The organism is Lysinibacillus sp. PWR01, assembly GCF_043359455.1.
GTDB classification, from domain to species: domain Bacteria; phylum Bacillota; class Bacilli; order Bacillales_A; family Planococcaceae; genus Lysinibacillus; species Lysinibacillus fusiformis_F.
Map to the genome: position 1 here is coordinate 44931 of NZ_JBHERJ010000049.1, position 13129 is coordinate 58059.

Consider the following 13129-nt stretch of genomic DNA (forward strand, 5'->3'; position numbering starts at 1 on the left):
ATAGGGATTATGATGTTAACAAATTTAATCACACAAAATATAACGACGGAGACACACTAGTCGCAAGAAAATCCAAAGAGAGCTGATGGTTGGTGCAAATCAGTGATTTCTACGATAATAGTTCCACTCCTGAATAGATAGGCCGAACAACTTTAAAGTAAGCTTATCCGTCCCATGCACGTTACGCATATAGCTAAGACTGCCAGAATAAATTTTCCAGCAGTGATTAAGGGTGGTACCGCGAACCAATGTTTATTCAGCCTTTCGCCCCTTACAACACAATAACTGTGTTTGTAAGGCGTGGAAGGCTTTTTATATTGTTTTCGATTTAGAAAGGAGATTGTTTGCATGCTGTAAGATGTTCGAATTTTACAAATTTCAGACTGTCGTAGAAAAAGCCACAACCTACCAATAATGAGGAAAAAGGAGCTAATTATAATGACTATTGCAACAAAAACAAGAACTATTAACGTATTTATCGCTGATCCACTAAGTGAGGATGGTATTTTCCCATTACGCCAGGAACAAGATTTAGATTTAAACATTATTGTAGACACAGGACTAGCACCAGAAGAATTAATCGCTAAAATCGCAGATGTAGATGTATTACTTGTTCGTTCTCAAACAACGGTAACACGTGAAGTGATTGAAGCAGCTAAAAGCTTAAAATTAATTGGTCGTGCTGGTGTTGGTGTCGATAATATTGACCTAGCTGCTGCTACTGAACATGGCATTATCGTGGTCAACGCACCAGATGGTAATACAAACTCAGCTGCCGAGCATACAATTGCGATGATGACTTCACTTGCCCGTCATATTCCACAAGCTTTTAATACATTAAAGAATGGAAAATGGGATCGCAAATCTTATGTTGGCGTGGAGCTAAAAAATAAAACTTTAGGTGTTGTAGGTTTTGGTCGAATCGGTGTTGAAGTAGCTTATCGTGCAAAAGGTCAACGTATGAACGTTATGGCTTACGATCCTTTCCTAACAGATGAGCGTGCAAAAGAATTAGGTGTAACAAAAGCGACAGTTGAAGAAATTTGTGCAGCTGCAGATTTCATTACAGTTCATACACCACTTCTACCTGAAACTCGCAATCTTATTAATAAAGATAAATTTGCGATGATGAAAGATGGCGTACGTATTATTAACTGTGCACGTGGCGGTATCATCAATGAAGACGATTTATATGATGCAATTGTAGCAGGAAAAGTAGCTGGAGCAGCTCTTGATGTATTTGTTTCTGAACCAGCAACAGATCATAAGCTACTGACTTTGCCACAGGTGATCGCAACGCCTCACTTAGGAGCATCTACAATCGAGGCACAAGAATCTGTAGCGGTTGACGTATCAAATGACATCATTAAATTTTACAAAACAGGTACTGTAACAAATCCAGTGAACATGCCATCTATACCAAAAGAGCTTCTTGCACAAGTTGAGCCTTTCTTTGAACTAGCGGAAAAGCTTGGTTCATTCCTATCACAAGTAACAACAGAGCCGGTCAAAGAAATCAACCTATCTTATGCTGGCGAAGTAGCAAACTATGATGTTCGTCCATTAACTTCAAATGCGTTAAAAGGTTTACTGTCTAAAAATCACGGTAATCATGTCAATGATGTTAATGCTCGTTACTTATCTGAAAGTATCGGTATGAAAATTAATGAGCACAAAACAACAACAGCAAAAGGCTTTACAAGCTTAATTACGATTGAAATTATTACTGCTAACGAAACGCATACTGTGGCGGGTACACTATTAAACGGTTTAGGTGCACGTATTGTAAAAGTAGAGGACTATGTTGTTGACGTCATTCCACAAGGCCACCTTCTTTACATTAAAAATACGGACAAACCAGGTGCAATTGGCCGTGTAGCAACAAAGCTTGCAGAAAAAGAAATCAATATCGCGACAATGCAGGTTGGTCGTGCACAGGTTGGTGGTACAGCGGTTATGATGCTAACGGTTGACAATGTTGTAACAGAAGAAGATTTAGTTTTTGTGGCACAGCTTGAAAACATTGATGAGGTAAAAGCCATTAACCTATAATGAATAATAACAAGAAGCAGGGAGTCTCTACTCTCTGCTTTTTATATTGGTAAAATGATACTTTTCTAAGGGTTCTTCGTCTTTAAAGAAAAGGAGGTGTTCAGCTTGAAAATAGAAGAAATATTTTACTTACATAATCACACCATTTTTAAATACTTATATTACTTACTAAATGATGAAAAATTAGCGGAGGATTATACACAGGAAACCTTTGTCCGTTATTTGAAACATCACCAAACAATAAAAGAAGGAGCCGATCTCGCTTGGTTGCGGTGCACTGCACGGAACCTTGCCTATGATCATTATCGTCGAAAAAAGATTATTCAGTTTGTCCCTTTTTTACAACAGCATGAAGAACAAGCGTCACCTTCTCCTCATCAATGGCTGATGCAACAAGAAGATGCCAAGATACTATATCTTGCTATTCGTAAACTAAAAATCACCTATCGTGATGTGATCATTCTGCGCAAAATAGAGGGACTATCCATCGAGGAAACCTGCACTATTCTTGGCTGGAATGAGGGAAAAGTAAAAAACACATTAAAACGAGCACTCGTCGCATTAAAAAAACAGTTAGGAGGTGAGATGGATGAAGAATGATAAAAAGACATGGCAATACTTAGATGATTTAATGTTATCGGATCAGCAGCAAAAAAAATTATTACGCAATATGACAGAGCCCTCAGTAATTAGTAAACAAACGACTAAAAATAGATGGAAAATCCCTTCTGTGTCAGTGCTATTTATAGTAGTTCTTTCTATATTACTATTATCTTTTGTTCAAAGTTCTACTAATTCTCCAACAACAATGGATTCCTCCAAAGCAATCCAACGAATCTATTTAAAGGAGAATATGAACAAGGAAACCTTTATAGCACAGGATTCTTGCCTGTATGTTCCTCAGCAATGCTATGCTCATTCAAAGGCTATCACACAGCTACAACAAAATTGGGACAACGCTTCTCCTGTAACAATATCCGCTAGTCAGTGGAAAAGTGGTACTATCTATGATATTTTGGTTCTCTATAATGACCGTACACAAGAGAAATGGAAGGTACTCAATAACAAGATTTTCTTCAATGTTGAAACTAAGCAAGCCTTTGTGATTGAAGAGTCATTTGACTCACTACGCTATTTTTATGATGAGGAGCGGTCGACGAAACTTATTATTGGGAACAGTTTCATCCTACTTATGCATTTCATCCTATGGATTGCTAAAAAAAGAATGCCTCATACAGAACGTCGCTTTTTCGCTGCGACAGTTGAGCATGCTATTGCCAATGCCATCATGCTCGTGTTGTTTGGAGGTATTTCATTTGGTATCTATCTTGTACACCATACTATTCATGCAGTAATTATTTATGGCCTTTTCTCACTCTACTCCTTTATGCAAATCTATTATCGTAAAAAGGCTGGTGAACCTCAGGGTTACTTAATAGCTAGCGCTCTTGTCCAGCTTTGTATAGCTATAGCTTTTACATGTTTATATCTTGGACTGAATGTCTATTTTTAACAAAAAAATGTACTGACTCCATGAGGGATCAGTACATTTTTATATTATAGCTTATTTACAAGCTCCAACAATGCTGTCAAAGAGTCTACCTCATAGGTAGGTGTCACAGCACCATTGGCGATATTGTTTTCACGATTAATCCATACATTGCGCATTCCGACACGAGATGAACCTAAAATATCAGTATTAAGATTGTCACCAACCATAATTGCCTCGTCAGCTGTAATGCCTGCTTTCTCCATCACATACTCAAAAATAGATGCGTCCGGCTTACCTTTACCAAAGTCTCCTGAAATAATAATATGATCAAAATATGGTGCAATTTCTGGTGTAATTTCTAGCTTTAAATTTTGCAAACTTGGTGCGCCATTTGTTAGCAATACAAGCTGATATTTTCCTTTTAATTCATCTAACACTGCAAAAGTATCTTCGTATAAAAACGGCGCTACTTTACGCTCGGCTACAAAGCGCTCTCCTAGCTCTGCTCCAAACGCTGTATCCTCAATACCAAGAGCAGCTAACCCTTTTGTCCAGGCCGCTGCACGATAACTAGGAACAATTTCTTTCATTTTTTGGAAGGAATCCGTCGAGTCGTCAAACGTTCCCCAAAGCCCTTCAAATGGATTGATACCAATTAAAACCGTATAATCATATGTTTCATACCCTTCATACAAAGCACGTGCCTCTCGGCGAACAGCTTCCTCTAACTCAGCAGGATTCACATTATGTACTGTTGCTGCATAGTCACATGTTTTTTCAAATGCTGTTTTGACCGATTTTTTATCCCATAGTAGTGTATCATCTAAATCAAAAATAATTGTATTTATCGACATTTTGTCCGCTCCTAGCTCCCGATTAATACTACTATTTTAGCATATTTTCAAAATATTTAGGATAACAAATTATGTACAATTCCTCTATCTAAAAACAAGCTGTGCGTCAAATCTTCACAGCTTGTCATCTATTAATTATGTTTATTACGCAAACGGTTCATTAAACTTTGAATGTCTGCTCTTTTTTGTTGTGTTTCATCTTGTAAAATTTCAATATAGTAAATGCCATCTTTTTCTTCTATCAGAACACGATCACCTACTCGCACTGGCTTGTTCATGGCTGACTGTGAAATAATGAGTTGTTCCTCTTCCTCTGGAAACTTTAAGAAAACCGCATAGCCATCTTCAATACGGTCTAATGTGTATTTATTCGAGCTCACTGACAAGTTCCCCTTTCTCATTGCGTAATTGCGCAGCATCTCCATCATTTAACCAAATCTGTTTAGTTGTCCATTTCAAATAATTTTGCCCTTCTCGCGCATTGGTTCCACTAGTAATATATATTGTTTTCCCTGGCTGTAAAGAAAGATTAGGGAAATTAAAAACTTGATGTCCTTCAATTGAAATAAGCTGCCAATCTTTTAAAGATACCGCTTGTTGTCCACTATTTTTAATACCTACAATTTCAGTGACTAGATCCTTGCTAACGATCTCAATAGCTATTGGCGGTGCCTCTACTTTAGATGGTTTTGTGCCAGTTTCTACTTTAGAAGTTTCCTTCCCATTCACCGCATAGTTTACCCCATCTGTGGATACCGTAATCGTTCCTAAATCCGCTGTGGCATAGATTTTACTACCAATAGCCTGCAAACGATCTACTACTTCTGTATGTGGATGACCATATTTATTATCTTCTCCATAACTTAATATCGTGACTTCTGGTTTTACAGCCCGAACGAACTCCTCTGAGCTGCTTGTGTTAGAGCCGTGGTGTCCTGCTTTTAAAACCGTTGCTGTCACATCATACTGCAGCATGTCCTTTTCTAATGCTACTCCAGCATCTCCCGTCAATAAAAAGGAGACATTGCCATAAGTCATTTTTAAGACAATGGAGGCATCATTATTATCTGTAGCCTGTTCATTCGCATTTAATACTTTCACATTCACTTCCTTATCAAATTCAATCTCATCACCAGTTTTCGGTACATGATAAGGAATATTTTTTTCATCAATGCGTGTTAGCATTTCTTCAAAGGTTTGCGATGTATGTACTTTTCCTGAATCATAAAATTGCTCAATCGGCATGGTATCTAATACAGGAATAATGCCTCCGATATGATCAGCATCTGGGTGTGTCGCCACTACTATATCGAGCTTATTTATCCCAAGTTCTTTTAAATAAGAAACAATCTGTTGTCCTGCGCCCTTCACTCCTCCATCTACAAGCATTGTTTTACCATTCGGTGATTCAATCAGTATAGAATCCCCCTGACCCACATCAATAAAATGAACCTGCATTTCATGACCAGCTGTTACAGGAATTTTCTCTGTCTTGACTACCTCGGTACAGCCAGCTAATAAAAAAATACAAAGGAGTAATACTATTATTTTTTTCATCTACTAACTTCCTTTCTATTTTCCTATTATACAAAAAGAGAGCTACCCATGGGCTGCTCTCCTTTTACTTTAAACAAATATCCACCATAAAATCATCGTAATAATAATAGTCACAAGACCCTGTAATAATGTGGCCACTGTTTGCGCTCTATAGGCTTGCGTCACTTCCATACCACTATACTGTGTAATCACCCAGAAGAAGCTATCATTCACATGGCTAACGGTCATTGCTCCTGCACCTATTGCCATCACCACTAATGCTAATGGTACCGCTCCCTCAATTCCAAGTGTCACAAGCATAGGGGCTACTAAAGTAGATGTAATCACAAGAGCTGTTGTGGAAGAACCTTGGGCTGTTTTCAATGCTGCTGCTACTATAAACGGCACGAGAAGGAATAACGTACCTGAGGCAAACAACCCTAAATCCATTTCCTGAAGCATTTCTCCAACACCAGCGTTTTTAATAACAGTACCAAATGAACCACCAGCCCCTGTAATAAGTAAAATAGGTGCCGCTTCTTTTAAGCTTTCGCCAATCCAACCTGTTAATGTCGTTTCACTGATTTCCGGCAATAATAAAAATGCAGATGCTACACCTAAAAATAAAGCTACTGTTGGAGAACCTAAAAATTTAAAGATTGTATTGAAAGTGGATTCCGTATCACCAACTAATGCTGCTATAGAACCAAGACCGATTAACACAATCGGCAGAACGATTGGTAAAAACGCTTTAAATGTTGAGGGCATTTTACCAAAGGATTTAATGACTTCCTCATAATCTAATGCCTCTACCTCATCTTCAGGTACTCGAATTTTTGTCGCTACTTTCACTGACCAGAGATAACCTACAAATGTCGCTGGTATCGCTACTAGTAAACCAATAACAATGACTGTTCCTAAATAATCCGCTGCGCCAATATTTCCTGCTGCTGCAATAGGCCCTGGAGTTGGTGGTACTAATACATGCGTCGCAAATAAGCCCGTTGCTAAAGCTACTGCCATGGATGCAATCGTGACATTTGCTCGCTTTGCCAATGATTTTTGCAAGCTAGATAAAATAATAAAGCCTGAATCACAAAATACTGGTATGGAAACGATATAACCGATTAAAGACATCGCTAATTGCGGACGTTTAGGTCCTACAATGCGTAACACTACTTCTGCCATACGATAAGCAGCACCTGATTTTTCTAATATTAAACCTATGATGGTACCAGCGATAATGACTAAACCAATACTTGTCATCAAGCCTCCAAATCCAGTATTAATGCTTTCCACAACGGTCAATAATGGCATACCTGAAGCAATCCCAACAAAGAAAGCACTAATTAATAAAGCTAAAAACGGATGAAGCTTCAACTTAGCCGTTCCCAAAACAACAAATAATACCCCTATTAAAATAATGATGAACAACATCTAGTCATCCCCCTTTTGTATGTAACGCTCAATCATTCTTTTTGTTTTTAAGCGAATATAGTGAGCAGGTTCTTGCATTGCCTGTTGTACATTAATCTCCTCATCTACCAATGACTCAACAATAGTAAAATACGTTTGCAATGCTGCATTCGCTTTTTCATCGATTCCTCCAGATAACAGCATTGCCTCTACATTCGCTTGCTTAGCAGCCTTCGCTACACCCAATGGTGCCTTACCATGTAATGTTTGGAGATCGGATTTTCCCTCACCCGTTATCACTAACTGTGCTTCTGCTAAATGAGCATGTAGCTGTACAGCATCCAGCACAATATCAATTCCAGCATGAAAGGTTCCTTTTAAAAATGCGATTAATGCGCCGCCCATTCCCCCAGCGGCTCCTGCACCTTTAAAGTCATGTAATCGAATAGAAAATTCGGTTTCAACAATATCTGCAAAATGCTTTAAACAGCGATCAAATTCGGCAATCTGATGTTTTTGAACACCTTTTTGCGGGCCAAAAATAGCAGTTGCCCCTTGTTCACCAATGAGCGGATTATCAACATCACAAGCTATCGTAAATGTTGCCTCTGCTAATCTAGCATCTAACAGACTACTATCTATAGCATCTAATTTCATGAGGTTAGAAACACCAGCCTCAAGCTCTAACCCCTCCGCTGTTATTAAACGCACACCTAATGCTTGTAACATGCCAATACCCGCATCATTTGTAGCACTTCCGCCAATGCCAATAATAAATTTTCTAAAGCCTTGATCGAGTGCGGCTTTAATTAATTGTCCTGTGCCATAAGATGTAGCAAGTTCAGGGTTTTTCTCATTTTCTTGTAACAACATTATCCCGGATGCTTGAGCCATTTCTATCACACATGTTACTTGATCGCCCAATACACCATATTGGGCCTGGATAGCTCTTCCCAATGGATCAAGCACAGTTACGGAAAAATATTGACCATTTGTAGAGGCGATAAGTGATTGCAATGTGCCTTCTCCACCATCTGCAACTGGTAATATAATGGTTTCAATCGATTGATTTGCATCCAGAATTCCTTTCTGCATTGCTTTTGCTACTTCAACTGCTGACAGAGTACCCTTGTAGGAATCTGGACTAATTATGACTTTCATGTTCTACCTCCACTTATGTCGTCCATTGATATTTACGTAAATTTTCATATCCCCATGTTAAGCGCTTACAATTTATTATAATGACAATAAATTCAGAAAACATTATAATAGGTGTACAATTTAACTGTCATATAACAGGCTGTTTTTTATGCGGGGTGTATAAACATGTTGACAAAAAAGTTAGCAGAAGAAATTGTCCATCAAACGATGCTGCGTTTGCGGCACAATATTAATGTCATTAGCCCAAGTGGAGTCATTTTAGCTTCCGGAGATAAAATGAGGGTGGAAAATATTCATGAAGGTGCGCTTTATGTAGCACAAACAAAAAAGACTTTAATTATTAACGAAGAGAATATAGCGCTGTTTCCGAATACAAAACCAGGCATTAATATGCCTATTATGTATCAGGATGAGGTCGTAGGTGTTATTGGTATAACAGGAGAGTCGGAGGAGATGCTTGAAATTGCTAATCTCGTGCAACTCACAACAGAGATGATGACCCATCAAGCAATTGTTGAATCTAAAAGCGAATGGCAACGAAAGAATAACGATTACATATTTGAAGCACTCGTTCATGGGAGTAAGCTAGAAGGAACCTTAAATGAACGAATTCAAAAATTACCCTTTGCCCTAGCGGCACCCTTTCAAGTGATTTTAGTAAGCTTAAGTGAAGCATCTTACGTAGAAAATACGATTCCGTTCTTTTTTGAGGATTTATTTTACAAGCAGCCTATTCTTGCAGGTCATAGCCAATTACAGGAATACTATATCCTGCTAACAAATTGTGAGGAGCAAAATTGCCGTCCCATTATAAAAGCACTTCGCAAGCAGAAGCAGAGACTACCCTCCCTTCAAATTGGTGTAGGGCCCGTGGTACAGCAATTATCCCAGCTTCCCTATAGCTACCAGGGTGCCAGAACAGCTCTAAAATTTTCTGCAATCCATAATGAATTGACTTTTTTTGAAGATGTCGAGTTATTTTCCCTTTTTAAACCTCGTGAATCGGAGGAAGTACAAGCATTCTACCGTCGTATACTCAAAAATTTGGACGCTAAACAATTAGAAACATTACAATCATTTTTTGACTGTAATTTACAGCTAAAGCTTTGTGCACAACAATTGAATATTCATCGGCATACACTTACTTATCGTTTAAATAAAATAAGAGAATTAACAGGCTATGATCCGCAATATTTTGAGGATGCTGTTCTGCTAAAAATGGCCTGTACATTACGAGCACTACAAACAATGAAGGCAATCTGAACAAATCAGATTGCCTTCATCTTACTCGTTATATAATTCATTTAAAAACTCGATTTTTTTCCCAATAGCCTCTTCAAAGGTCATGATATAGGCGGCAGGATCTTTCGGATTATGGAATTGTGTAATTCTTCCTGTTTCGGGATGCACAAATTTTGAAGATGCCCCACAGCCAATTCCTAAGATTGTCTGCACCTCTTCCATAATAACGATATTATAAATACTTTCTTCTCCCGCTTTACTATAGCCGACATTTTCTAAATTACCTAATATATTTTTTTGGCGATATAAATAGTATGGAACATAGTCATTTTCTTTTGTCCAAATCTGTGCCATTTCCATCATTTCAGCAACCGTATCACGATCGGCTACTTTGTATTTATCCTTATTGCGTGTCATCTCTGACGCACGTTTAAATGATAGTGTATGAACAGTTAATGACTCTGGCTGCATCTTTGCCGATTCCTCTAATGAATGTTGGAATTCCTCGATTCCTTCATTCGGTAGCCCAATAATGAGATCCATATTGATATTGTTCATACCTGATTCTCTTGCAAGCCAAAACTTATCAATGGTTTCCTGAACCGTATGATGACGACCAATGGCTTTTAATGTTTCGTCTGTATAAGATTGTGGATTTACACTAATACGATCAATTCCCCACTTTTTAAGTACTTCTAATTTTTCAGGTGTGATTGTATCCGGTCTTCCTGCTTCAACTGTAACCTCTCGAATGGTTTCAGGGTTAGGGAATGATTCATACATCGTTTGATATAAGGCGTCCATTTCATCGGCCTCAATTGAAGTTGGTGTACCACCACCCCAATAAATGGAGGTAATTTTCATTTGATTGTCCTTCAGCCATTTGCCCATTTCACGTAGTTCAATATGCAAGCCATCTAAAAAAGTTGTAACACGCCCTTGCTTACGATTGCTACCAATCGCATAGGCTGGGAAAGTGCAATATGCACATTTGGTAGGACAGAATGGAATACCGATATAAACACTGATCTCTTGTCCAATCGCATCAAGATCAGGAATGGTTACTAGTTGTCGGTCCACAATTTCCTTTAATAGTGCCACTTTGTCCTTTGATAAGCGGAAATCTCGAATTAATAGATCAGCAATTTCCTGCTCACTTTTACCTTCTTTTCTAAATTTATGATATAGCTTTGTCGGGCGTACACCTGTTAAAATCCCCCATTGTTGATGCACCCCAGTATGTTGTTCAAGAACATCTAAAAATACGTGTGACAATGCACGTTTTATACGAATATTTAGCTCACGACCTGTTGCTGGTGTTTCATATTGAATACGATATTCATTTGTATATTGCTGACCATCTACAATTAAGACTGCTTTTGTAGAAATGGAAAAATCATCTCCAGTCTGATAGTCAAATGAAGCGGACATATCTGCTCCCTTTGGTTCAACCTTCAACTTGGAATCCTCAAAAAATAAATTCGCAATATGATTTAATACGCGAATCCAATCTTCAGGATATTTTTGATCTATGTGAATAATTTTCATTTCGTTTCGCTCTCTTCTTTTATATATTGCAGATTTAAGTTTAACAAATTTCTATGACTTTAAGCAAAATAACAATTAGAATCTCTTAAATGACAGAATATTCAGTTTAAATGTAGACAAACTATTTTTTTGTCATTATAATTTTCAGAAAAGGTGGTGTCGAGAATGTTTATTTTAAAAAATGGCAACTATACCTCTGTTTCGAGCTTTATACATCAAGTAGAAGTAGCATTCCACCATTTTGATTTAGAGCGATGTGACGAAAAAACATTATACGTCACGGTAAAACTTAAATACGGCACACATAAAGTACTTTGTGATTTTATTTACATTGTTGACCAACAAGAAATCTATGGTGCTATTTCAATTAACAAGCATTATGAAAAAACAAGGGTATTTATTCAACAGCACTTCCAGCAATTTTTATTGTATTCAGATGAAATGCTATTAGCCAAAAGCTTTATGAATACAGTATCCTTTAAACAATGTCTTCAGCAATTTGCGAAAAAGTACCCAACCTATATTTACTCAAAAAGCCATTACACGCTAGCAATGGCTGAATAACTACAAATAAAAATAGTATGCCAAGCATTGTTGGCATACTATTTTCTCAATTATTTTAAATATTCATCCACAAATTCAATAGGTACATATGTCTTTGTATCTTTCAAGGTCAGTGCAACTGTTAGTGTAAGTAATGCCTTATTATAGCCAAATGTTTTTTCTCCGCGAGTAATTGTGTAAGACATATTGCCCTTTGAAAGAATAGCCCCTTTATCTGTAGAGTCCACTTTGAAGCCAAGTTTTTCAGCGATCACGCGTAATGGCACCATTTTTGTACCAGCTACTTCGTAAGAATCCGATGCGATAATATTATCAATTTCTTCATTTACTGGATTCACCGTAGTTGCGGGATAATCGTCCAGTACAATCACTTTAGATGGTGTTGTTTGTGCTGGAATACTTTTAGTAGAGGCTGTATAGAAAACAACAAGGTGCTTCTCTGCTAAATCTTTAGCCTCTACCTTTTCACCTTTTACATCCAATAGCTCTGTATCTTTACCAATATTTAATTTTAAAATATCATACGTATTTGTTAAATCTTCAAAGAAATAATCAACTTCTACAAAGCCAACTTCCTCTGATTCAACAATGACAACCTCAGGGTTGAATTGTGGTGGATAAATATATTTTTGAGGTTTGTTAGCAAATGTATAAGCTAATACTTTATCACCTTTTTGAAGCTCCACTTTCTTACCAGTATTGTCAAACACAAGTGTATCCTTAGTAATTTCTAATACATTTGTTTGCTCGCCTTCTTTTACTGTGTAGTATGTAATATTTTCCCCAACACGAACATCTTCCACAGTACCACGAGTATCATTGAAAATGTGTACAGGATCAATTTGTATTTGTGGTACCTCTGCTCCTGTAGAATGTTGCTCATTTGCTGAAGCTACCGGTACAAGGGCACTTCCAAATAATAATGCAGTCATAGCTGCAGGTGCTATTTTTTTCATGTTCATAAAATCTCTCCTTATTGTTTGGATTCATAGGAGTAGTAGCTTTAAAATGGAAAAAGTTTCAGTGTAAATAAGGATTTAATGAGAAAGAGGTGGCAGTATCTACTGTCACCTCTCCTTAGTGTTGAAAAACAAAACTGTCAATCGAAAGGTAGAAATGGATTTCCGTTGCAGGCTACTTGCTTTCCTGTGGGCGAGCGCCGAATCGCTTCCTACGCTACCGCTCCGTGCAGGGCTTCGCCTGTCTCGCTATCCCACGGGAGTCAAGTAGCCCTCCACTTCAACCCACTGACTTTTTAGCAAAG

Annotated in this window: 12 protein-coding genes; 5 read left to right on the plus strand and 7 right to left on the minus strand. The window is 37.8% G+C overall.

The genetic code is table 11. From position 1 onward, the window contains the following. Positions 1-438 precede the first annotated feature (438 nt). The 3 genes from serA (at position 439) to ACEVFT_RS09550 (ending at position 3565) form a co-directional block, all read left to right on the plus strand. Entirely contained in the window at positions 439-2052 is a 1614-nt protein-coding gene (gene serA, locus ACEVFT_RS09540; RefSeq protein ID WP_393949400.1) for a phosphoglycerate dehydrogenase, read from the plus strand. A gap of 96 nt (positions 2053-2148) precedes the next feature. Continuing rightward, positions 2149-2652 (plus strand): RNA polymerase sigma factor, encoded by a 504-nt coding sequence (locus ACEVFT_RS09545; protein ID WP_393949402.1) that lies wholly within the window; start codon positions 2149-2151, stop codon positions 2650-2652. Then, the gene (locus ACEVFT_RS09550; protein WP_393949405.1) at positions 2642-3565 is read left to right on the plus strand and encodes a hypothetical protein; all 924 of its coding nucleotides are present in this window, start codon (positions 2642-2644) and stop codon (positions 3563-3565) included. The genes ACEVFT_RS09545 and ACEVFT_RS09550 overlap by 11 nt, the downstream gene beginning before the upstream one ends. Positions 3566-3609: 44 nt before the next feature. On the opposite strand, the gene ACEVFT_RS09555 is transcribed toward ACEVFT_RS09550, so the two are convergent. From ACEVFT_RS09555 to ACEVFT_RS09575, 5 genes are all read right to left on the minus strand, one after another. After that, a complete protein-coding gene (locus ACEVFT_RS09555) occupies positions 3610-4398 on the minus strand; it encodes an HAD family hydrolase (protein ID WP_393949408.1) in 789 nt (262 codons plus the stop codon). Between the two features lie 131 nt (positions 4399-4529). After that, positions 4530-4778: a DUF3006 domain-containing protein gene (locus ACEVFT_RS09560; protein ID WP_393949410.1), complete on the minus strand. Its 249-nt coding sequence runs from the start codon at positions 4776-4778 to the stop codon at positions 4530-4532. After that, entirely contained in the window at positions 4765-5955 is a 1191-nt protein-coding gene (locus ACEVFT_RS09565; RefSeq protein WP_393949413.1) for an MBL fold metallo-hydrolase, read from the minus strand. Before ACEVFT_RS09565 ends, ACEVFT_RS09560 begins: the two co-directional genes overlap by 14 nt. A 69-nt stretch (positions 5956-6024) precedes the next feature. Next, positions 6025-7371 (minus strand): GntP family permease, encoded by a 1347-nt coding sequence (locus ACEVFT_RS09570; protein WP_393949415.1) that lies wholly within the window; start codon positions 7369-7371, stop codon positions 6025-6027. Then, the gene (locus ACEVFT_RS09575; protein ID WP_393949418.1) at positions 7372-8511 is read right to left on the minus strand and encodes a glycerate kinase; all 1140 of its coding nucleotides are present in this window, start codon (positions 8509-8511) and stop codon (positions 7372-7374) included. A gap of 165 nt (positions 8512-8676) precedes the next feature. On the opposite strand from ACEVFT_RS09575, the gene ACEVFT_RS09580 reads away from it, so the two are divergent. Next, on the plus strand, positions 8677-9774 hold the full coding sequence (locus ACEVFT_RS09580; protein WP_393949419.1) for a CdaR family transcriptional regulator: 1098 nt from the start codon (positions 8677-8679) through the stop codon (positions 9772-9774). Positions 9775-9795: 21 nt separating this feature from the next. Here the strand turns inward: ACEVFT_RS09580 and ACEVFT_RS09585 are convergent, their stop codons facing one another. Continuing rightward, positions 9796-11301: a coproporphyrinogen III oxidase gene (locus ACEVFT_RS09585; protein WP_342441571.1), complete on the minus strand. Its 1506-nt coding sequence runs from the start codon at positions 11299-11301 to the stop codon at positions 9796-9798. A gap of 165 nt (positions 11302-11466) precedes the next feature. On the opposite strand from ACEVFT_RS09585, the gene ACEVFT_RS09590 reads away from it, so the two are divergent. Then, on the plus strand, positions 11467-11865 hold the full coding sequence (locus ACEVFT_RS09590) for a hypothetical protein (RefSeq protein WP_342441572.1): 399 nt from the start codon (positions 11467-11469) through the stop codon (positions 11863-11865). Positions 11866-11915: 50 nt separating this feature from the next. On the opposite strand, the gene ACEVFT_RS09595 is transcribed toward ACEVFT_RS09590, so the two are convergent. Continuing rightward, positions 11916-12827, minus strand: a complete 912-nt coding sequence (locus ACEVFT_RS09595; RefSeq protein WP_393949422.1) for a stalk domain-containing protein — start codon at positions 12825-12827, stop codon at positions 11916-11918. Between the last annotated feature and the right edge of the window lie 302 nt (positions 12828-13129).